The organism is Streptomyces sp. NPDC101225, assembly GCF_044767585.1.
Taxonomy (GTDB): Bacteria; Actinomycetota; Actinomycetes; order Streptomycetales; family Streptomycetaceae; genus Streptomyces.
On sequence record NZ_JBIWOE010000058.1, the window covers coordinates 25335 to 45943 of the forward strand.

Sequence of the window (20609 nt, forward strand, 5' to 3'; positions counted from 1 at the left end):
ACCCCGCCACAGGAGCACCCCATGCGGCGCAGAGAGATCCCGAACACCCCCGTCCGACTGACCGAGCTCGGCTTCGGGGCCTCCACCATCGGCAACCTCTACCGGGTCACCTCCGCCCATGAGGCGGCGAGCGCCGTCGACGTGGCATGGAACGCCGGCGTCAGGTACTTCGACACCGCACCGCACTACGGACTCGGCCTGTCGGAACACCGCCTCGGCGCCGCCCTCCGGGACCGTCCGCGCGACGAGTACGTCGTCTCCTCCAAGGTGGGCCGGCTGCTCGTGCCCAACGAACGGCCGAGCGGCCTCGACACCGAGGGCTTCGTCGTGCGCGACGACCTGCGCAGGCAGTGGGACTTCAGCCGTGACGGCGTCCTGCGCTCCGTCGAGGACACCCTGAACCGTACCGGGCTGGACCGGCTCGACGTGGTCTACCTGCACGACCCCGACAACCACTGGAAGCAGGCGGCAGAGGAGGCCATGCCCACCCTGGCCACGCTGCGCGACCAAGAAGTCGTGGGCGCCATCGGGGCCGGCATGAACCAGTCCGCCATGCTCGCCCGGTTCCTCCGCGAGACCCCGGCGGACGTGGTGATGCTGGCCGGCCGCTACACCCTCCTCGACCAGTCGGCCCTCGACGACGTGCTGCCCGCCGCGCGGGAACTCGGCAGAGGCGTCGTCGCGGTCGGCGTCTTCAACTCGGGCCTGCTCTCCCAGGACCGGCCCATGGAGGGCATGAAGTACGACTACCAGAGCGCTCCCCCGCAGCTCGTCGCCCGCGCCAGGGCGATCGCGGAGGTCTGCGCGCGGTACGGCACGACGCTGCCCACCGCGGCGATCGCCTTCCCCTTCACCCATCCCAGTGTCGTCAACGTCACGCTCGGGATGCGCAACGGGGGCCAGGTCGAGCGGAACATCGGCCTGGCCCGTGCACACGTGCCGAGCGAACTCTGGGAGGATCTCCGTGCCCGCGGCCTGATACGCGCGGACGTCCCGGCCGCCGCTCCTTGCGCGGAGGCCGGCGGAGCGGGCCCGAACGCCGAGCACACCCACGGAAGGGGGCCCCTTTGTCACTGACGGACAAGGCCATCGAACAGATCCGCGAACTCATCAGGTCGGGTGCCCTGCCGCCGGGCTCGAAGCTCCCTCCGGAACCGGAACTGGCCGCCCAACTGGGGCTGTCTCGCAACCTTGCGCGCGAGGCGGTGAAGGCCCTGGCCGTTGCCCGGGTCCTGGAAGTCCGCCGCGGGGACGGCACTTACGTCACCAGCCTTCAGCCGAGCCTGCTGCTGGAGGGGCTGGGTGGGGCGGTGGAACTGCTGCAGGGGGATGCCGGCGCCATCGTCGACCTGATGGAGGTACGACGGCTGCTCGAACCGATGGCCACCGCGCTCGCCGCCACACGCATCTCCGAGGAAGGCCTGGCAGAGGTGAAGCGACACCTGGACGCGATGCGCGAGGCGCGCGATGACGTGGAACAGCTGAACTTCCATGACGCGGCGTTCCATCGCGCCGTGGTCGCCGCCACGGGCAACGAGACGCTGCTGACCATCCTCGAGGGCATTTCCGGGCGCACCCTGCGGGCCCGCATCTGGCGCGGTCTGGTCGACACACAGGCCGCCGGACGCACGCTCACGGAGCACGAGGCCATCTTCTCGGCTCTGGCCGCCCGGGACGCCGGGCTCAGCCAGGCCACCGCCCTGATACACGTCCACAACACGGAACGTTGGCTGCGCGACCACACGGACTCCGCGGAAGGTGAGTTCGACCGCTGATCGCTCAGGGCCATGACCCTGGCAAGCGGATGCCCCGGGAACCGGGACGGGTGTCGGCGTACGCGGTCCTCGCAGCCGCTTGTACGCACTCCGACGGGCGGCGCCGGGTGCGCCCGGCGCGCCGCCATGGGTCGCCTGTGCGGTGCTGCCTGGGCACCGCACAGGCGACCGTCGCCGGGGCACACACCCCGGCGTGTCCGTGTTACGGCCCTACGGCTGGGTCTGCCACTGCTGGCAGTAGTTGTTCAGCCAGGTCCAGAGGCGGACGTCGGTACCGTCGGCACTGGAGCAGTCCGCGACGTCCGCGACCTTGCCGCTGTTGGGGTTCTGCAGCCGCATCCAGCCGTCGTCGGTCGAGGTGAGTGCCCAGCGCTGGCAGGAATTGTCCAGCCAGGTCCACTGCTGGATGCCCGTGCCGTCGGCGGTTCCGCAGGAGGCCACGTCGAGTGCCTTGTTGCTGTAGGTGTTGACGATTCGGCTGGTGCCGTCGGCGAGCGGTTCGATCCGCCAGCGCTGGTTGGCGCCGCCGTGGCAGGTCCAGAGCTGGGCATCGGCTCCGTCGTCGGTCGACCAGCCGTTCACGTCGAGGCACTTGCCGGTTGCCCGGTTGACCAGCATGAAGTCGTTCGGGGTATAGATGAACCCGATCTTGTCGACCTCGTCACCGCTGCGGCCGTGGAACCCCGCGATCTGCCAGCCGGCCGGAGCGGTGCGGGTCACACAGTCGGAAGTGGTGGAGCCTCCGGCAAGGGTGTTGCCGAGACTGGTGGTGAACTTCGCGTAGAAGATTCTCGTATGGCCGTCGTGCTTGGCCTGGCACAGGTAGGCGCTGGTGACGTATTCGGTGCTTCCCAGGGTCAGTGTCGAAGCCGTGCCCCCGGTTCCACCGTGGGTGAGCGTTGTTCCGTTGCTCAGTGTCACACCGACCTGGTCCACCCGGGCTCCGGCCCGCAAGGAGACGGCGGTCGCCTGGGCGCCCCATGGCACGCTGTTCACATCGGTGAAGTAGTCGCCGTGCGGGCCCCCGAACTGTTCACTGAGCTGGAAAGCAGGGTTGGTCTTCCAGGTGAAGGCGGCGGTGATGGGGTCGTGGTCGGAGAGCATCAGCCCGGAGGAGTCCTCCAGGAACTTGGCGTGCTCGTTGTTGTAGGACGTGGCGTTCAGAGTGACGAACCTGCTGCTGCGGTAGAGGATCTTGTCGACCACCTCGCAGGTGTTGGTGATCGCGTCCTCGTCACAGACGAGCGCGCCGCTGCCCTTGGCTGGCGCCACTCCGCCCCGTATGTTCTTGACCCAGGCGTCGGTCAGGCCGTTGTCCGCGACGAACTCGGCGATGGTGTCGCCGGAGCGGGTGTACCGGGTGTTGGTGTCGCCCATGACCACGACCGCGTTGCCCGCCGAGTGCGTCGCGATGAAGTCCGTGAGCTGGCTGAGGTTGTCCGCCCGGGCCGACAGGTCACCGCTGGCTGTCCCGGCGTTGGTGTGCAGGTTGTAGAAGTCGATGTAGACGCCCTCGGCGAGACGCTCACGCATGAAGGTGAAGCCCTTCGGAGTGAGGCAGTCCCCGGAGTCGTACTGGCAGGAGTCCCAGCCGACCCGCTCGAAGTCGTCCTCGTCGTAGGCGTAGTTCGACAGGGTGTTGAGGCCGCTCCCGATGCCGGCCCCGCCGCTGGTGGGCGTGCGGTAGGGGTGCGAGTCGGCGGCGTAGAGGTAGGCGTGGTAGTTGAAGTCCTCCTCGACGTTGATGATGTCGTACGGCGAGAGTCGCTGGCCGATCGCCGTGGTGGCGCTCGTCCGCTCCGTGTCGGCGCTGTTGATGGCCTGGGGCAGGCCCGCGACGTTGTAGGACAGGACGTTGAAGGTGCCGGAGTCCGCGGCCGAGGCGGCGGGCGCCGCCGCGATGGTGGCACCGGCCAGTCCGGCGATCAGGAGGGCTCCGGTGGCCAGTCCGGAGAGAAGTCTCCGCAAGGATGTCTCCTTCGGGGCGAGGATGGATACAGTCGAAATGGAAATAATGTGCATGACAATGCGTGAAGCGCACCGGTTGCTGGCATACCGGCCGGCATCGTCAAAGAGCGACCGTTCGCAACAGGAGTTGGTCTCCGACGGAAAGTCGGGACGGCGTGACTGTACCCACTAGTAGGTCTCCGGCGTAAGCGCTGTCACACAGCGCGGCCCAACTCACAGGTGCGCGGTCAGCGGGGTGAGCTCCGGCGGCCTTCACACCACGGTGTTCCCCCGCAGACCAGTGCGAGCACGGCGTTCCACGCCCACACCGCGACCGGGAAGTTGAACGCGCTGATCACGCCGACCACGTCCAGCGGCTGCCAGGTCTCCATCAGCGGGTGGCCGGGGCGCTCGGACGGCACGGTGCGGCCGTAGAGCTGTCGGAACGGGCCCACGGCGAAGTCGCAGATGTCGATCATCTCCTGCGCTTCGCGCATCGCCTCGGAACCGATCTTCCCGGCCTTGACGGTGACTTGGTGTACTGCCTCGTGAGGTCGGCGAGGTCCTGCCTGTGCTCGGCGAGCAGCTCGCCCAGGCGTTGGGCCGGCGCGCGCACCGGTGGCGCTGGAGCGCCGCGGCGTCGACCTGGCCGGGGCCATGGGCGACACGCTGGCCACCGGCGAGGATACCTTCGGCCTGTACGCCGACACCCCGCAGGACGTCGACAGCGCGATCGAAGCCGCGCACACCGCGTTTCCTGACCTGACGGAGCACCCCCGCGGTCTTGGCCTTCAGGCGGACGACCTCGGCATTGGGGTACGTTCTTGGCCTACGCCTCCTCGTAGGGGTGCGCGCTGATCGACCGGGAGTTGTACGTGCCGGCCTCGTGGACGGACGACCGCGAGCGCTGCCGCGCGGCCGGTGTGCCCGACGAGGTGCCGTTCGCGACGAAGAACGAGCGCTTCCGCTGGATGCTGCAGCGTGCGATCTACGCGACAGGTCAAGCACCTCCGGATCTGGCTGGAGCAACGCGGCGTCGGCTATGTAATGGCCACCTGGGTCAACGACACCGTGATCACGGCCGGGCGGCGCGAGGTCCGGGTGGACCAGCTGTTCGCCGCGCTGCCGCGGCAGGCGCAAAAGCGCCTGTCCGGCGGCATGGGTTTCCCCGGCGAACGGTTCTCCGACTGGGCTCGGGTGGTGATCCGCCCGGTGTGGGAGGACGGTGTCGGGCACTGGGTTCTGGCCCGCCGGTCGGTCAAGGTCGACGCGGCCAGGTAGGCCATCGAGGAATCGTTCCAGATCGCGAAGAACGAGCGCGGCCTGGACCACTACCAGGTCCGCCGCTACGACGCCTGGTACCGGCACATCACCCTGGCCGTGGCCGCAGTCGCCGTACTGACCGCGATCCGCGCCCAGGAGTTGAAAAAAAGGGGGATCGATTAGGACAAACCAACCTCATTCCCCTGTCCGTCGCGGGAGTCCGCCGCCTCGTCGGCATGCTCCTCCAGCCCCGCTGCCTCACAGCCCCAGGAAATCCAGTGCGTTGCGTCCAAAGATGTCGGACACCTGCGATTGCCCGAGGATGTTCTGGTCGCCGGCCTCGGTCACGGTGGCGAGGGCGGTCTCCAGGGGTGCGTGCAGGAACGGGTGATCGGTGCCGAGCATCAGATGTCCGGCACCGAGGCGAGCCGCGACCAGTCGCAGATGCTCCGGATCGAAGACCAGTGTGTCGGCCCACAACGAGCCGACCACGCGCTTGAGCCGCGCGGTGCGTTCCGGATCGGGGCCGCCGCGCAGCAGCGCGTCGCCGTAGGCGGTGCGCGGATACGTCCACGCGAACGAGCCGCAGCCGTGGGCCAGGGCGACCCGCAGGCCGGGGAAGTCGTCCAGAACGCCGCCGAAGACCAGCGCGGTGGCCGCCAGAGCGGTGTCCGTCAGCATGCCCACGCCGAACGTATAGCCGGGCTCGGCACGGCGGATCACCCGCGGACCGTCCGTGGGGTGGACGAAGAGGGGAACGCCCGCCTCCTCGGCCGCCGCGAAGAACGGCCGCAGGCGCGGATCGTCCAGTTCCAGGTCGCCGATCCGGGTGCCGATCTCCACACCGTCCAGGCGCAACTCCATTTTGACACGCAGCAGTTCACCGATCGCGGCATCGACGTCCTGAAGGGGTACGGCACCCAGGCCGCGCAGTCGGCCCCCGGACGCCGCCACGGCTTCCGCGAACAGGTCGTTCTGCCGACGCAGGTACTCGGCCGCGTCCTTGCCGTCAGCCCACATCGACAGCGTCACAGGGACGGGCGAGATCACCTGGACGTCCACCCCCGCCCTGTCGAGTTCGGCGAGCCGCGTCGGCACGTCCCACAACGCGGGTTTCACTCGCCGGAAGACCTCCGGCCCACGCATGATCCGTCCCGCGCCCCCCTCGTCGTCTATGACCAGGTGCGGCCACCGGGGGTCGTCCGCCGCGCGGGCCGGCGGGCTCAGAGCTGCGGGAAGGTGATGCGCGTGGATGTCCACGACCGGTTGGCCTTGAGTGGCGGGAAGATCAGACATACCGCCAGCCTGTCGACCGCCCGGCGTCCGGCCAACTGGGGGTTCCGGGCAGTAGAACGCCCCATGGCCGCATGGTCCTCGGACAGGTACACAGGAGTCGGGGCCACTGACCACGGCCGCCGAGAGGAAAGCGCCGCGGGCTCCCCTTGTACGGAACCGCGGGGGAAACGACCATGGCCGGGATGTCAGGCCTCGGCATCACGCAGTGTCCGACGTCGGCGGGTGCCGACACGCGTGTGACGAATTTGCTCAAGAGCACGCTCGAAGACCTCGACGTCCCCGTCGGCCGGAGGGAGATCCGCGACTGACAGTGAACCCACCCAGCGGAAGTGAGGGCGACGACCCGTACGAGAGGCTCAAACTGGCTCTGCTCTCCGTGTCGCCTCGGAACCTGATCTCGACCTCGAATGGAGCGACTTCGTCCAGACCAAGACCACACCTCCGACAAGGTCTTCGCCGTCTGACCAGTGACACCGCCCCGGCACGAGGGCCGCTCGGTCACACCTCGTGCGGGAACCAGTCGCCGTGCTCCGAGAGCCGCTGTGTGATCTCCGAGGCGAGTTGGGCCGTGGTGTCCCGGACGGCGGTCCCGGTCCTGGGGTCCAGCTCCGCGTCGGCCGGATAGGCCACCGAGAGGGCCCCCACGGCGAAACCCCTCACAACGATCGGCGACGCGACGCAGGCAAGGCCCAGCCTGGCCTCCTGGTGTTCACGCGCCAGGTCGCCCTGGCGAATCAGCCTGAGCTCAGCGATCAACCGGTCGACTCCCGTGATCGTGTGGGGTGTGAGCGTGGGCAGGGGGGCGGGCAGGAAGTGCTTCAGGTCGTCCAGGCTCTCGTGGGCGAGCATCGCCTTGCCGACGGCCGTGCAGCAGGCCGGCAGCCGCGCACCCACACCGGACGGGTCGGACGGTCTGCCGTTGCGCGCCATCTTCTCCAGATACACGACGTCGAACTGGCGGAGCACCCCCAGGTGGACGGTGTGCCCCGTCCACCGGTGCAGGGCCGCCATGTGCGGCATGGCGAGGTCGCGCATGGCGCCGGCAGGCGTCGTGCTGCCGAGTTGGAACAGCTCGATGCCGATCCGGTACCCGCCGCCGTGGTGTTCGATCGCCCCCAGCTCGATCAGACGGGCCAGCAGGCGGTGCACGGTCGACTTGGGCAGCCCCGAGGCCTCCGACAACTCGCTCAGCGTCATCACTCGTTCATGAGTGTTGAACGCACGCAGCAGATCGAACGCCTTGGACAGGATCGACGGTGGTGTCTCGACGATGAGCATGAGCCCTCCGTTCGGCGCGGCGCACACAGCGGACCACACGCCCACGTTTCGCCCGCATGCCAGCAGTATGAAACCGCTGCCGACACCCCACGGTCCAGGTTCCGGCCACCGGAACATTCCGTGTCAGCACTGGCCACCGACCCGTACCGTACGGAGAACGGCCTGTTCTGCTCGTGAGCAGCCGACGAGCCCGGAAGAGGAATCGGCACCTTTCTGGCCGACGCCACGCGGTGGATCATCGCCTGCTCGCCCTCGTCACGGCCCGGACGTGCCCTCAGCACCATGATCCAGCACCAGTAGGACTCCGTCAGGTTGCTCTGACTCTTGGGTTCTGGCTGGTGCCGGACGTTCTGGGCAGGGGTTGGTGGCAGGTGGTGCAGGTGCCGGTCCAGCAGTTCAGCAGGTCCTGGGTGGCGTCGAGGACCTGAGAGAAGGCGCTGTCACGACAGCCGTCGGGCCCACGGCACGATGCCGTGGGCCCGACCCCTCAACCGAGGACGAAGACCTTTCCGTCGTCGATCTCGATCCCATACGTCCGCAGCGCGACCGTCGCCGGGAAGCAGAGCGCCTCACCGGTACGGATGTCGAAGCGGGCCATGTGCAATGGGCAGGTCACCTCACAGCCCTCCAGGTCGCTGTCGGAACCGAGTGACCACTTCTCGTGGGTGCACGTGTCCGCGGTCGCGTGGAAATCCCCCGCTTCGGTGCGGTACACGGCGATCGGCGGGTCGCCGGGGACGGTCATGGCCGCGCCCGGCGACAGGTCCTCGGCCAGGCAGGCGAACCGGCGCTCGGTCGTCATGGTTCAGGCCGTCCTCTCCTGCCGAGCGCCGTTTCCCGGCAGCCACGGCCAGTACTTCGCGGTGGCGCCGCCGTCCACCGTGATGTTGCTGCCGGTGATCATCGACGACTCGTCGGAGGCGAGGAACACCACCGCCGGCACGTAGTCCCCGGGCGTGGGCAACCGGCCCAGCGGGAACAGCCCCTGGAAGTCCATCTGATACTCGCCCGGAGCGGCCATCAGCTCCGCCAGGGCACGGGCCCGTTCCGGGTCGTCGGGCAGGGTCGCGGTGGGAGTGAAGCCGTTGACCCGGATGCCGTGGCGGGCGAGTTCCATCGCCGCCGAGCGGGTGAAGTTGATGAGGCCGCTCTTGCCGGTGGAGTAGCCGATGTTGCCCGGCTCGCCCTGCCAGGCCGCGGTGGAGAGCACGTTGATGACGCTCCCCCCGGTGCCGGCGCCGATCATGTGCTGGGCAACCTCTCGGGTGAAGAGGAACGCGCCGCCGAGGATGACGTCGAGCTGCCGGCGGTAGTCCTCCACGGCCATCGTCAGCAGTCCCTGCTTGCGGAACCACACGGCGCTGTTGACCAGGACGTCCACCCGGCCCCACCGGTCCACCGCCCGCTCCACGACCTCCTGGACGTGTATGGCGTCGGTCACATCGCCCAGGACGGCGAAGGCATCGCCGCCCGCCTCCTCGATCGCCGCGACACACGGCTTGACCGCGTCCTCGTCCAGCCCCGTGCACACCACCCGGGCGCCCTCGGCGGCCAGGCCGGCCGCGATCGCCCCGCCGATGAGCGGGCCGGTGCCGGTCACGATCGCGACCTTGTCCCGCAGGCGGTTCACAGGATCACGCTCACCTTGCCGTGCGGGCGCAGCGCGTCGAGGTCGAGCACCGCCTTGCGGATCTCGTAGCGGAACGCGCCGCCGTCCGTGACCAGGACGTGCCGGTACTGACCGACGTAGGTGTCGACACTCCCCGCCCGCACTCGGAACACCGCGAAGTTGGCGGTCACGGCCAGCCGGTCGCATTCGGCCTCGGTGACCCGTACGTTCGAGACCAGGTGGCGGGTACGAGAGTGCGGGTACTCCGCGTGCGCGGCCCTGGTGAGCAGCGAGTTCACCCGCTGCTCCAGCAGGAAGCGGTCGTCCTGGATCAGGAACAGGTCCCGGGTGGGATCGCCGTCGGGCCGGTCGGTGGAGGGCACCAGGTACTGACCGTGCGGGGCGAAGAGCTCCAGCCACTCGTGCAGCCGCCAGGTGTCGAGCAGTTCGGCCTCCTCGTAGAGGAACCGTTCCACCGAGCGGACCAGACTGTCGGGGACGTCCGCCGGTGCGAACGGCGGGTTCGGGGCTTGGGTGGCCATCATGACTCCTTGTTACGTGTGTGCGGTCGGCTCAGCCGACCAGTCGGCCCATGAGCGTGCGGCCCGCGATGATCCGCTGGATCTGGCCCGAGCCCTCGAAGATGTCCATGATCTTGACGTCCCGGTACCACTTCTCCAACAGCAGTTCCCTGCTCCAGCCCTCGGGACCCAGCAGCTGGATGCAGCGCCGGATCATCCGCTCGCAGGTCTGCGGCGCGTAGGCCTTGGCCGCGGCGGCGGCAGCTACGTCCGTACCCTCCTTGCCGATGTCGACGAGGTACTGGGCGCGCAGCACGAGCCTGCGGCCCCGCTCCAACGCGTGCCCCATGTTCTCCAGTTCGTTCTCGACCAGAGCCCACCGCTGCGGAGCGAACCCGGTCTTCTGCCCGGCCAGCTGCTCCTTGGTGACGTCCAGAGCGGCCCGGGCCAGAGCCATGGCCATGGAGGACATCCGGGGGCGGTTGTGGACCAAGGCGGCCAGCGCCCCGCTGCGGCCACTGCGGCGCGCCTCGGCGGCCCCGTCGGCGGTCCAGCCGAGCCGGTTCTCCAGTGGGACCGCGCAGTTGTCGAAGAGCAGTTCGGAGGTGACCCAGCTGCGGATGCCGAGCTTGCTCTCGGTCGCCTTGGGGACGGTGAATCCGGGAGTTCCCCTGGGCACGACGAAGCAGTTGATCCCCTTCGCCCCCTGGGACTTGTCGACCGTGGCGAAGACGGTGACGTACTCGCCGGTGGCACCGCCGGTGCAGAAGATCTTGGTGCCGTTGAGCACCCAGGTGTCGCCCTCGCGGGTCGCGGTGGTGGCGACCAGCGAGGTGTCGGAGCCGAAGCCCGGCTCGGTGAGCGCGAAGCCCGTGGTGCCACCGGTCGCCGCGATCGGGTCGTACCACCGGGCGATCTGCTCGGGAGTCCCCATGGCTTCGACGACGAGTTCGCCGATGCCGCCGCCCAGCACAGGCGGGACCCAGACGTCGCCGTAGGTGAGGGCCTCGGTGATCACCGCCTTGGAGACGTACTGGCCCTCCGCGAAGTCCGGCAAGGGGTCCTCTTGGGGCTTGTCGACCCGGCCCAGCGGGACCGGACTGGTGTCCAGGATCTGCGCCCAGTTCGCCGGCGGGGCATGCTTCTCGTCGGCCTCACGCGCGTAGGGGCGGCACTCGGCGAGCGACCACGCGCGCACCGTCTCGGCGTAGTCGGCCAGTTCCTTGCTGATCTCGAAGGACAGACTCATGGCTCCTCGATCTCTGTCATCCGTGTGCGGGGTTGTGTGGGGGGCGCTCAGAGCGCGGGGGTGAAGGCCGAGCGCAGCGGGTCGAAGTCGAGCGCGGACAGCGCGGCCGCCGCCCGATACCACATCTCGACCGGGTGCTCCTGGATGAAGCCATGGCCGCCGAGGGTCTGCACGGCGGTCCGGGTGGCCTCGGCGGCCACCTCTCCCGCGTAGTTGACGGCCCGGGTGACAGCCGACGCGGCCTCCGCGTACCGGTCCTCGTCCAGCAGTACGGCCGCCTCGGTCACCTCCAGGCGCACCTCGTGGATCTGCATCAGTGCCTCGGCCAACGGGAAGGCGACGCCCTGGAAGCCGGCGATCGGCCGACCGAAGGCCACCCGCTCGGTCGCGTACTCCGAGGCGTACTCCACCGCCCGCGTGGCCGTACCCACCTGAGCGGCGGCCACGGCCAGACGAAGCCTGTCCACCGTGCCGGCGAGCCCGTCGCCATCCGCGATCGCGCAGGAAGCGGGCAGGCTCACGTCGAGCACCACGGTGGCGGGCGCCGCGGCGTCCAGCGCGAGGCCGGGTCCGGTGCCCCGCACCGTCACCCCGCGGGCCGGGACCGGCACGTGTACGGCGCGCAGCGCACCGCTCTCCGCGTCGCGGCCCACCACGACCAGCGGGTCGGCGGTCTCCGCGAACGGTACGGCGACCTTGCGCCCCTTGACCCGCACGGTTCCGCCGGGCTCGGCGCTGATGGTGGTGGTGAACTCCTCGGGGCCTCGTCCGTACCCCTCGTAGAGGGCCACGGCACCACGTGCCTTCGGATCGTCCACGAGGCGGGCCAGGTTCGCGATCTGCTCCGGCGAGCCGTGCCGGGACAGAAGCAGTGCAGGAGCGCCACCCCATACGGCCGCGATCGCGATGCCGGGATCACCGTACGCCAGGTTCTCGACCGCGATCATCTGCGTCGCGGTGTCGGGAATCCCGCCTCCGCCGACCGCTTCGGGCAGGGGCACGGTCAGCCCCGTCTCCGCCAGGGTCCGCCACACGGCGTCCGGTACGGCTCGCTCCTCCTCCGCCTTCCGTGCCGCGGGAGCCAGGACGTCGAGCCCGATGGCGCGAGTGAGTTCCGCGACGGCGAGGTGCTCTTCGGTGGGCTGCAGATCCATGCTCTTCTCTTCTCTTCGGCTTCTCGGTCATTCAGCTCGCCGTGTGGCGGTCAGGGCGGGCGGCCCCGCCCGGCTACTTCGCCTGAACGGTCTCGGAGGTCTGCTTCGGCGACCGCTGGCCCGCGAAGAAGTCCTCCAGCGGGGCCTGCGGCTCCTCGGGGAGTGCCTCACCTGTGATCAGCTCGTGCCAGCGGCCCCACCACGTGCGCATCTGGTACTCGCCACCGACCGACTTGAGCGGCGTGTGCATCCCGCGGGAGATGTCGGACCAGGGCAACTCGCCCCGGGCCGCGTACGACCGCTGGCACGTCTCAAGCGCCTCGACGTCGTCGGGAGAGGCCAGCCCGCCCGGCCCCCAGAAGGTGAGGAAGTTGTCCAGCCGTTGCTTGTGCAGTTCCTCCCCCTCCTCGGGCGGCGCCAGGTGCCAGGCGCTGACCTCCATGTAGTCGGGCGAGACCGGCTCGATCCTGCGGATCACCACGCCCATCACCAGGTCGATGACGACCAGGTTGGGGAAGATCACCATGTTGCGGGAACCGCCCATACGGTCCACCCACGCATCGCCGTACATCTCGCGGAACCGCTGGAAGCGCTCCGCCTTCTCGCTCTTCGCGGCCTCCGACAGAGGCCGCCCGAACAGCGCGCCGCTGGCAGGAGTGGCGGCGATGACCGCGTGACCGCCTCCCAGGTTGATCGCCCTCGCCCCGGCGCTGCCGGCCGAGACGTCGATCTTGCCGTGGGCAGCGGTGATCATCTCCAGGTAGCGCTGGTGGGTGGAGACCAGGTGGTAACCGTCGTAGCTGTTCTCCGCCAGCAGTTTCCAGTTGGCCTTGACGGAGTACTCGTGCGTTCCCGGGAGCACCCGCATGCCGACCTCGGACTGGTCGGACACCAGGTCCAGGTACTCGGTCGCCCCCGCCAGATAGGTGGGCAGGTCCACGATGTCCGGGTCGAAACTGACGAAGACAAAACCTCGGTAGGAGTCCACCTTCGCCGGGGCAGCCAGCCCGATCCGCTCGAAGTCGGGGCTGTAGCCCTCCTCGCTCGGGATCGACACCGGTTCACCCGAGGTGTTGAAGGTCCAGCCGTGGTAGAAGCAGGTCAGGAAGCGCGCGTTGCCCTTCGGGTCGCGGCACAGCATCGCACCGCGGTGCGGGCAGGAGTTGACCCAGACCCTGGTCTTCCCCTTGGCGTCCCGGGCGAAGATCAGCGGGCGCCCGGCCACGGTGCGCGTGGCATAGTCGTTGGGCTTGACGAGTTCCGTCTCATGACCGATGTAGAGCCAGCTGTGGTCGAAGATCTGCTCACGCTCCGCAGCGAACACGTCCTGATCCGTCATGACCCTCCGGTTCACCCGGAATCGGGGCATCTCCTGGTCGACTTCGATGTATTCAGACACCTGCGTTCCGTCCTTTCCTGTACAAAGCCACCGTGCCGTGCTCGGCGCGCGGCCCGCTTCCGCGGTTCCGGCGGCTGGAACCGTTTCGTCGCATTCGGCAGAGGGAAACTGGATTCAAATCCGCGACCGCATTCGCGACGTACGTGCCCACCTCCGTCACGGCCGGTTTCCGTGGGCACTGTCCCGCCACACCGAGTGACCCGGAACGGAATGTCCCAGGCACCGGAACTCGCACCGGGGAATCAGCTGCCTCGCCCCATCCGGAGCGGCTGTCGCAACTTGTGCCTGAGGACTTTCCCCGAGGCATTCCTCGGCAATTCCGCCACGAATTCCACGACGGTCGGGCACTTGTAGCCTGCGAGGTGTTCCTTGGCGTACGAGATGACCTCGTCCTTCCCGAGAGAAGGACACGAGACGGTCCGTACGACCAGGGCCCGTACCGTCTCGCCCCACCTCTCGGACGGTGTCCCGACCACGGCGACGTCGGCGATCCCCGGGTGGGCGGCGAGGATTCCCTCGACCTCGGCCGGGTACACGTTCTCCCCGCCGGTGATGATGACGTCCTTCAGCCGGTCTCGCAGATAGAGGTTGCCGTCCCTGAGGAAGCCGGCGTCGCCGGTGCGCACGAACCCGTCGGCGGTCAGGACGTGTGCCGTCTCCTCCGGGGCCTCCCAGTACCGGCACATGGCCGTCGGGGTCTTCGCCCAGACCTCACCCACGACTCCTTCGGCGACATCCTCCCAGGTCACCGGATCGACCACGCGTACGGTCACGTCCGGCAGCGGGCGCCCGGCCGACAGCGGCCCTTCACCCACGTCCGCCATGTCGTGGTCCTCGGGAGGCAGCGCCGTGATGCCGATGGTCTCCGTCATTCCGTAGAGCTGGACGAACTTGGAACCGAAGCGGCGCAGGCAGGTCCGCAGCAGTTCCGGGTCGATGGGCGAGCCGGCGTAGCCGATGGTGTCGAGAGCGGAGAGGTCGTACCGGTCGGTGTCCTCGGCCTCGATGGCTTTCAGGAGCGCGGGTACCACCATGGTCGTGGTCACACGGTGACGCTCAGCCAGCTCCAGTATCGAGCGGGGGCTCGTATCCTCGGCGAGGACGCAGTGCGCCCCGGCTGCGAGCGCCGCGAGGGCCGTGTTCAATCCCGCGGCGTGGAACAGCGGCAGGACGGCCAGCACGACGGAGTTCCGCGTCATGCCCATGACGTCGGCGCCGCCGAAGGTGGCGTACAGGGCCCGGCCGGTGAACAGCGCCGCCTTTGGCACGCCGGTCGTTCCGGAGGTGTACATCATGAAGGCGGGATCGGCGTCCGCGGTCACGGCCGGGGGCTCCTGCGAGGGCCGGCAGCTCAGCCACTTCTCGTACTCGTCACACTCACCGCCGATCACCACGACGGACTCCACACTCGTCAACTCGTCGCGTATCGACTCGAGTTTCTCCAGGACCTCGCTGGAGACGAACAGCGTTCTCGGTCGGGCGTTGTTGAGGACGAACAGCAGCTCCGGCGGCGCGAGCCGCCAGTTGGCGGCAACGCTCACCCAGCCGGCCATCGACGCGCCGAACAGGATCTCGAAGAACTCGGGCCTGTTGCGGCCCAGATACAGCGCACGCTCGCCGACCGGGTGACCGAAGCCGGTGAGCCCGTGAGCGACTCGGCAGCTGCGCTCGTACACCTCGCGCCAGCCACGGGTCGTGGCGCCGTATGTGAGGCAGGGGGCCTCGGGCGCTCGAGCCGCCCAGGTCCGCGGGACGGCCGCGAGGGCGGACGGTTTGCCGGAGCGGCCCTGTCGGGGTTCAGAGCCGGACATCACTGGTACGCAATTCCATACGGGCTGTCGCCGACCAGCCCCTTGTCGCTGAGCTCTCGTATCTCGTCGGCAGTGCAGCCGAGCTCGGCCAGCAGGGCGTGGTTGTCCTGACCGAAGAGCGGGGCGTGTCGCAACTCCGGCGTCCGCGGCGCGTGGGAGAAGCGCATGGGCGGGGCGAGGTGTCGCACACTGCCGACGACGGGGTGGTTCACCGTGAAGACCCTTTCCCGGTGGACGAGTTGGGGGTGGTCGGCGAAGTCCGTTCCGATCGCCATGACGGCGGCGGGCACCCCCGCCGCGCGCAGGGCCGTCGCCAGTTCGTCGGCAGACCGCTCGGAGCAGGCCCGCGCCAGGCCGTCGTCGAGTCGCCCATGGCACGCCTGCCGTCCCTCGCGCGTCGCGAGATCCGTGTCATCGGTCCACTCGGCGCGCCCCAGGACCTGGCACAGGGCCGACCACTGCTCGTCGGTCGTGACGGAGATCGCGATCCACTCGCCGTCGTCGCAGGAGTACATGCCCTGCGGCGCCACGAGCGGGGAGCGATTACCGGTACGGGTGCGGCGCCGGCCTGTGGCCGAGGCCTCGACGACGGGTCGGGCGGTCAGCTGCGCGGCCACGTCGCCCAGCGCAAGTTCGGCGCAGACCGCCTGCCCGGTGGCACGGCGTCGCCAAACCCCCGCGAGCATGACGAAGGAGGCGAGGTGTGCGGCGAACGGGTCGGTGACGGTACCGGTGAGCACCGGCTCGCCGTCCGCGTGTCCCGCCATCTCGGTGAGCCCGGCGGCCGCCTCCGCGGTGAAGGTGAAGCCGGGGCGGTCGCGCCAGCTGCCCGTGAGCCCCCAGGCGGGCATGCGCACGACGATGAGGCCCGGATTGAGGTCGCGCATGCCGGTGAAGTCGAGTCCCCGCTCGTCGAGAACGTGTGGCGTGAAGTTCTCCAGCACCACGTCCGCGGTGGCGATCAGCCGTTTCGCCAGGTCCAGGCCTGACGGGTCGTTGAGATCGAGGGTGAGGTCCCGTTTGGCGATGTTGGCCCCGAGGTAGGCGGCCGAGCGCTCCCACATCCGGTTCACGGTCATGGGATTGCCCGTGAGACGCAGCACGTCCGGGCGGTTCACCGCCTCGACTTTGATCACCTCGGCGCCGAGGCTGCCGAGGTAGGCCGTGGCCATCGGTCCGGCCTGGAAGGTGCCGAACTCCACGATACGCAGGCCCTTCAGAGGCTGCGTGGCATCGGCCCCCTCACACGCAGGAGCGGTCGCCTGCGCCGGATGCGTGATCCGGAACGGCGGTACAGGGTGGACGAAACCCGCTTCGTCATGACGTACGAAGGTCTCCCGCTCGGCATACGGCGGCAGGTCGGCGACCGTGTCTGGGTCGGTCAGCGGGACGACCGGCACCCGGTTGAGGACACCGAGTTCGGTGAGCTCGGCGACCGTGTACCGCTCGGTGAACCGGCGGACCAGCGGGGTGATCTCGGCGCCGAGGTGAAGCCGGTCGCCGTACAGGTCGAACCGGGGATCGTCCAGTTCGGGTACGTCGGCCATCTTCTTGAAGGCTTTCCACTGCGGGTCGGTGATGGCGACGACGCAGGCCCAGCCGTCCTTGGCCCGCTCCACGCCCGGAACCGTGTTCTGCGGGATGGGGTAACCGATGTGCGGAGTGAGCTGGGGGAACAGCCAGGGAAACTGCAGCAGCCCGATCAACGCCTCGAACCGCGAGACGTCCACGTCGATCGCCGGGGTCTCGCCCGCCTCCGCGGTCTCGCCGCCCAGCAGCGCGGTGACGGCGCCCACGGCCGCGCAGGCGCCGCCGGTCAGTTCGCCGAGTTCAACCGCCGTGGCGACCGGGGCCTGATCGCCCCTGGGATGCAGCACCGTGACACCGGCTTCGGCCTGGAGAGTGAACTCGGTCGCCGGTGTTCCCGCGAGCGGCCCGTCCAGACCGTAGTCGGACACCGTGACCGCGACCAGCCGCGGGTTCTCCCGGCGCAGGACACTGATCAGCGTCCGGAAGTCCGGCACGTCGTCGTCACAGACCACGACCGCCGCTCCTTCGACCAGATCCGGCACCGCCTGGGTCAGCGCGGCCCGCACCCCGGCTTGCTCACACAGGTCCTCCTCGTCGAGCCGCACCACTCGCTTGCCCTGGCGCAGGTGCCGCAGATAGGCCGCGTACCCCGGCTCCTGTTCCGCAGCCCTGGCCGCGTCGCGCGGTTCGATCCTGATCACGGCCGCGCCGGCATCGGCAAGCAGCCTTCCGCAGTACATGGTCGACACGCGGCTCCCGACCTCGACCACGGTGACGTCCTGAAGCATGTCCCATCCTCCCGTCAATGGTGTCCTGCACCATGTCGTGGCCGACCGCCGCGGGGCAGCGGCGGTTCCGCCGGTCGGAACGAAGCCGCGGCCCACTGGGGCCATCGGTCACACGGCCACCGGCCCCAGATCGAGACCACCGACGTCCGCACCGGAAGCGATCGCCTTGCGACAGGACATGAAGGTGCGGGGATCGTCGACGACCAGAGCGCCCACCGCTGTACCCGCCGGATCGGCGTAGACGGCGGTCATCGTGCCGTTGGCGATGCCGCCCCGAAGCGCGCTCAGCCTGCCTTCGGCGGGCCGGCCCGCGATCTGGATGCGTCGTCCGTACTGGTCCGACCAGACGTAGGGGACCTGGGCTCGGGGCGTCTGCTGCCCGAGGATGTCGGCGGCGACGATCTCCGCGTGCTCCCCGGCGTTGGTCCAGTGCTCGATGCGCAGGGGTTTCCCGTACAGCGGATGGTGCCGACGCGCGATGTCACCGGCGGCGTAGACCCGGGATCCGCCGACACCCATGGCCCGTAGGCCGGCGTCGCACGACACGCCGTCGCCGAGTTCGAGTCCGGAGGATTCCAGCCAGTCGGTGGCGGGGCGCGCGCCGATGCCGACGACGACCAGGTCGGCGGGGAGCGTCCGGCCGTCGGCCAGGACGACGCCGCTCACATGCCCCTGTCCGTCGTCGGCGAAGCGGTCGAACCCCACACCGGTCTCGAGTGCGACGCCGTTGTCGGGGTGCAATCCCGCGAGTATCCGGCCCACCCGCTCGCCGAACAGGTGGGCCATCGGGACGCGTTGGGCTTCGACGACGGACACGTCCAACCCGCGTGCCCGGGCGGCGGAAGCGAACTCGGCCCCGATGAAACCGGCCCCGATGACCACGACTCGTGGGCCGCGGTCGAATTCGGCGCGGAGCGCCAGAGCATCGTCGAGCGTACGAAGCGTGTATACGCCGGTCAGCTCCCGGGAGGTGGGCAGGGTGCGCGGGGTCACGCCCGTCGCGAGAACCAGCCGGTCGAACGTCAGCCGCTCCCCCCTGTCCGTCTGCACGCGGCGCCGGCGCAGGTCAAGGTCTTCCGCCCGCACCCCGAGCATGAGATCGATATCGAGTTCGTCGGCCCGCTGCTTCGTCAACAAGGTGGGGGGGTTGCCAGGGAGGTTCTCGGCCAGCACATCCTTGGACAGGGCCGGTTTGTCGTACGGCTGGTGCCGTTCCTCGCCCAGCAGCGTGATGCGCTCCTGGAATCCCCTCTTGCGCAGGGCCTGCGCCGTACTCACCCCGGCCACCGAGGCGCCAATGATCAGAACCGTCATGCAGGCACTGTCGGAAGTGACGGCCGCCGCCACAATGCCGAGTGCCAGTGGCCGGAACTCCGGGGGCCACCGTGGGTCCGGCCGTCCGCGGCGGGGGACCACGCCGGCGATGCGCACGGCGTACTCGCCGTAGGTGAAGGCGACTCGGTCCCCGAAGACTTCGCCGTCGGGATAGAACCGACCGACGGCTGCCTCGCACATCTCGACGATGACGAGCGACGCCCGTTTGCTGTTGTCGACCGCGAAGACAGCCATGTCCAGACCACGCTCGACGATGTCCTCGATCCCCGCTCGGTAGGGGTGGCGGCGCTCCAGGATCCGAGGCAGGTCGGCGTCGTCGGCCGCGGCGGAGTCCCTGATGGTGACAAGGGATTCACGACGGTGATCGAGGAAGTAGCGCACCAGCGCCTCGGTTGTACGCCGTAGCTGTTCGACGGGGGCGCGAGTACGGGCGATGGCATCCCGTTGGCCTGCGATCGCGGCGTCCAGCGTCGGGGGGGGACGATGTCCCGCAGCAACTCGCCCTTGCCCTTGACATGGCTGTACACGCTGGTGGCCCGATGCCCGGCGCATCGGCGATGTCCCGCACGCCGGTGGCCCGGTAGCCGTTTTCGGCGAACGGCGACAGCGCGGCCGCACGTACGTCGGCCAGTTGGTTCTACGGACGGGACCGGCGGCGGGGGCCGACGGGTGACGAGGCGGAGCGAGCGGAGGTCACCAGGTCAGATCACGATCGCCGCGGTCGACGCAGTCTGCACCGGCGGCGGACTCGATCTCACGTTGACCTGTGACTTCGTGGCGACCGACCGCAGCCGGTGGGGCATACCCGAGATCGACTGGAAGATCACACCGGGTTGGGGCCGGGGCACACGTCGTTAGGGCCGGGGCACACGTCTTGCGCGTTTCACGGGACGACGCAAGACGAAGGAATGGAACCTGACCGGGCAGCTGTTCGATGCCCAGACGGCCCAGCCCCACGACCTGATCAACCGGATCGTCACACCGGAGGAACTCGACTCCCAGGTCGGCGACTTCGCCAACGTCGCGACCCGGACGGGGCGGCGGCAGTTGTCGAAGTCCTTCTGGCAGGACTGACCTGTCAGAAGGACTCTACGCAGAAGGGGAGACGACATGAGGCTGCCCCTGGTCGCTTCACTGACGGACGCCGCGCGTCGTCAGCCGGATCGTCCGCTGCCGCGCTCCGACGACGGACTCGTCACATACACAAGGCCGGTAGCCGTTATCGGTATGCCCGGTACCAGGCACGTTGAGGAGGTCGCCGCAGCGGTGAGGCTGCGGCCGACGCGCCCACTTCCCCGGCGTCTTCAGCGCGTCCACCCGCGGGCGGCTCGCCGCCTTCGCGTGTCCGCAGATCGTCGCCATCGTGGACGAACTCCCGGCAGGCTCCACGGGAAGGTCACTCAAGCGCGCGGTGGACGCTGACCGCCTACCGAACTGCTCGTGGAAGGGCTGCAGGCCGGCCCACATCCCATCGGCCGACCTCGTGCGGCGGCCGCCGCGAACCCGGTCCGCCTGCACAGCAGTTGTTCCGGGACCGGCTTTCGCCGGACCGGTCCCTGGTACCACACCGACGCGCCCGCCTCGACGACGACATCCCCGACGAGAACCGCCGTGGGCGCCACGAACGCCTCCGGATGCACATCGGGAACCATCC

General features: G+C 69.2%; 17 protein-coding genes and 3 pseudogenes. 5 read left to right on the forward strand and 15 right to left on the reverse strand.

Going from position 1 to position 20609, the window contains the following annotated elements:
- The first annotated feature begins 21 nt into the window (after positions 1 to 21).
- Both ACIRPX_RS42005 and ACIRPX_RS42010 read left to right on the forward strand, forming a co-directional pair.
- On the forward strand, positions 22 to 1077 hold the full coding sequence (locus tag ACIRPX_RS42005; protein WP_404205377.1) for an aldo/keto reductase: 1056 nt from the start codon (positions 22 to 24) through the stop codon (positions 1075 to 1077).
- Entirely contained in the window at positions 1068 to 1775 is a 708-nt protein-coding gene (locus ACIRPX_RS42010; RefSeq protein ID WP_404205378.1) for a FadR/GntR family transcriptional regulator, read from the forward strand. The genes ACIRPX_RS42005 and ACIRPX_RS42010 overlap by 10 nt, the downstream gene beginning before the upstream one ends.
- A gap of 210 nt (positions 1776 to 1985) precedes the next feature.
- On the opposite strand, the gene ACIRPX_RS42015 is transcribed toward ACIRPX_RS42010, so the two are convergent.
- The 3 genes and pseudogenes from ACIRPX_RS42015 to ACIRPX_RS42025 form a co-directional block, all read right to left on the reverse strand.
- The gene (locus tag ACIRPX_RS42015) at positions 1986 to 2393 is read right to left on the reverse strand and encodes an RICIN domain-containing protein (protein WP_404205394.1); all 408 of its coding nucleotides are present in this window, start codon (positions 2391 to 2393) and stop codon (positions 1986 to 1988) included.
- 12 nt (positions 2394 to 2405) lie between these two features.
- Positions 2406 to 3743: pseudogene (locus tag ACIRPX_RS42020) on the reverse strand (jacalin-like lectin); the annotation flags it as partial.
- A gap of 222 nt (positions 3744 to 3965) precedes the next feature.
- Positions 3966 to 4359, reverse strand: a pseudogene (locus ACIRPX_RS42025) (aldehyde dehydrogenase family protein); the annotation flags it as partial.
- Between ACIRPX_RS42025 and ACIRPX_RS42030 the strand changes: the two are divergent.
- The 3 genes and pseudogenes from ACIRPX_RS42030 (at position 4341) to ACIRPX_RS42040 (ending at position 5003) form a co-directional block, all read left to right on the forward strand.
- A complete protein-coding gene (locus ACIRPX_RS42030) occupies positions 4341 to 4580 on the forward strand; it encodes a hypothetical protein (RefSeq protein WP_404205379.1) in 240 nt (79 codons plus the stop codon). The pseudogene ACIRPX_RS42025 and the gene ACIRPX_RS42030 sit on opposite strands and share 19 nt — an antisense overlap.
- A 17-nt stretch (positions 4581 to 4597) precedes the next feature.
- A pseudogene (locus tag ACIRPX_RS42035) lies at positions 4598 to 4672 on the forward strand (hypothetical protein); the annotation flags it as partial.
- A gap of 31 nt (positions 4673 to 4703) precedes the next feature.
- Positions 4704 to 5003, forward strand: coding sequence for a hypothetical protein (locus ACIRPX_RS42040; RefSeq protein WP_404205380.1), 300 nt, complete (start codon positions 4704 to 4706; stop codon positions 5001 to 5003).
- A gap of 240 nt (positions 5004 to 5243) precedes the next feature.
- Here ACIRPX_RS42040 and ACIRPX_RS42045 read toward each other — a convergent pair whose 3' ends face one another.
- The 12 genes from ACIRPX_RS42045 to ACIRPX_RS42100 all read right to left on the reverse strand — a co-directional run bounded on the left by ACIRPX_RS42045 (position 5244) and on the right by ACIRPX_RS42100 (position 19586).
- The gene (locus ACIRPX_RS42045; protein ID WP_404205381.1) at positions 5244 to 6281 is read right to left on the reverse strand and encodes an amidohydrolase family protein; all 1038 of its coding nucleotides are present in this window, start codon (positions 6279 to 6281) and stop codon (positions 5244 to 5246) included.
- A gap of 498 nt (positions 6282 to 6779) precedes the next feature.
- Positions 6780 to 7559 carry an IclR family transcriptional regulator gene (locus ACIRPX_RS42050; protein ID WP_404205382.1) on the reverse strand — a complete coding sequence of 260 codons (780 nt, stop codon included), beginning with the start codon at positions 7557 to 7559 and terminating at the stop codon, positions 6780 to 6782.
- A 487-nt stretch (positions 7560 to 8046) separates the two neighbouring features.
- A complete protein-coding gene (locus ACIRPX_RS42055; RefSeq protein WP_404205383.1) occupies positions 8047 to 8361 on the reverse strand; it encodes a non-heme iron oxygenase ferredoxin subunit in 315 nt (104 codons plus the stop codon).
- A gap of 3 nt (positions 8362 to 8364) precedes the next feature.
- Positions 8365 to 9189 carry an SDR family NAD(P)-dependent oxidoreductase gene (locus tag ACIRPX_RS42060; protein WP_404205384.1) on the reverse strand — a complete coding sequence of 275 codons (825 nt, stop codon included), beginning with the start codon at positions 9187 to 9189 and terminating at the stop codon, positions 8365 to 8367.
- Positions 9186 to 9713, reverse strand: coding sequence for an aromatic-ring-hydroxylating dioxygenase subunit beta (locus tag ACIRPX_RS42065; protein WP_404205385.1), 528 nt, complete (start codon positions 9711 to 9713; stop codon positions 9186 to 9188). The genes ACIRPX_RS42060 and ACIRPX_RS42065 overlap by 4 nt, the downstream gene beginning before the upstream one ends.
- Before the next feature lie 28 nt (positions 9714 to 9741).
- Positions 9742 to 10938: an acyl-CoA dehydrogenase family protein gene (locus ACIRPX_RS42070; RefSeq protein ID WP_404205386.1), complete on the reverse strand. Its 1197-nt coding sequence runs from the start codon at positions 10936 to 10938 to the stop codon at positions 9742 to 9744.
- Positions 10939 to 10985: 47 nt separating this feature from the next.
- Positions 10986 to 12092, reverse strand: a complete 1107-nt coding sequence (locus ACIRPX_RS42075) for an acyl-CoA dehydrogenase family protein (RefSeq protein WP_404205387.1) — start codon at positions 12090 to 12092, stop codon at positions 10986 to 10988.
- 73 nt (positions 12093 to 12165) lie between these two features.
- A complete protein-coding gene (locus tag ACIRPX_RS42080; protein WP_404205388.1) occupies positions 12166 to 13431 on the reverse strand; it encodes an SRPBCC family protein in 1266 nt (421 codons plus the stop codon).
- A 302-nt stretch (positions 13432 to 13733) separates the two neighbouring features.
- Positions 13734 to 15302 carry a class I adenylate-forming enzyme family protein gene (locus ACIRPX_RS42085; RefSeq protein WP_404205389.1) on the reverse strand — a complete coding sequence of 523 codons (1569 nt, stop codon included), beginning with the start codon at positions 15300 to 15302 and terminating at the stop codon, positions 13734 to 13736.
- On the reverse strand, positions 15302 to 17620 hold the full coding sequence (locus ACIRPX_RS42090; RefSeq protein WP_404205390.1) for a CoA transferase: 2319 nt from the start codon (positions 17618 to 17620) through the stop codon (positions 15302 to 15304). Before ACIRPX_RS42090 ends, ACIRPX_RS42085 begins: the two co-directional genes overlap by 1 nt.
- Positions 17621 to 17728: 108 nt before the next feature.
- Positions 17729 to 19423 carry an FAD-dependent oxidoreductase gene (locus ACIRPX_RS42095; RefSeq protein ID WP_404205395.1) on the reverse strand — a complete coding sequence of 565 codons (1695 nt, stop codon included), beginning with the start codon at positions 19421 to 19423 and terminating at the stop codon, positions 17729 to 17731.
- Positions 19308 to 19586, reverse strand: coding sequence for a TetR family transcriptional regulator (locus ACIRPX_RS42100; protein ID WP_404205396.1), 279 nt, complete (start codon positions 19584 to 19586; stop codon positions 19308 to 19310). Before ACIRPX_RS42100 ends, ACIRPX_RS42095 begins: the two co-directional genes overlap by 116 nt.
- Positions 19587 to 20609: the final 1023 nt, after the last annotated feature.

Coding starts and splice junctions, on each gene's coding strand:
- ACIRPX_RS42050 (WP_404205382.1), bottom strand. CDS start 7,559: ATGCTCATCGTCGAGACACCACCGTCGATCCTGTCCAAGGCGTTCGAT.
- ACIRPX_RS42065 (WP_404205385.1), bottom strand. CDS start 9,713: ATGATGGCCACCCAAGCCCCGAACCCGCCGTTCGCACCGGCGGACGTC.
- ACIRPX_RS42045 (WP_404205381.1), bottom strand. CDS start 6,281: ATGTCTGATCTTCCCGCCACTCAAGGCCAACCGGTCGTGGACATCCAC.
- ACIRPX_RS42090 (WP_404205390.1), bottom strand. CDS start 17,620: ATGCTTCAGGACGTCACCGTGGTCGAGGTCGGGAGCCGCGTGTCGACC.
- ACIRPX_RS42085 (WP_404205389.1), bottom strand. CDS start 15,302: ATGTCCGGCTCTGAACCCCGACAGGGCCGCTCCGGCAAACCGTCCGCC.
- ACIRPX_RS42005 (WP_404205377.1), top strand. CDS start 22: ATGCGGCGCAGAGAGATCCCGAACACCCCCGTCCGACTGACCGAGCTC.
- ACIRPX_RS42080 (WP_404205388.1), bottom strand. CDS start 13,431: ATGACGGATCAGGACGTGTTCGCTGCGGAGCGTGAGCAGATCTTCGAC.
- ACIRPX_RS42070 (WP_404205386.1), bottom strand. CDS start 10,938: ATGAGTCTGTCCTTCGAGATCAGCAAGGAACTGGCCGACTACGCCGAG.
- ACIRPX_RS42055 (WP_404205383.1), bottom strand. CDS start 8,361: ATGACGACCGAGCGCCGGTTCGCCTGCCTGGCCGAGGACCTGTCGCCG.
- ACIRPX_RS42075 (WP_404205387.1), bottom strand. CDS start 12,092: ATGGATCTGCAGCCCACCGAAGAGCACCTCGCCGTCGCGGAACTCACT.
- ACIRPX_RS42015 (WP_404205394.1), bottom strand. CDS start 2,393: ATGCTGGTCAACCGGGCAACCGGCAAGTGCCTCGACGTGAACGGCTGG.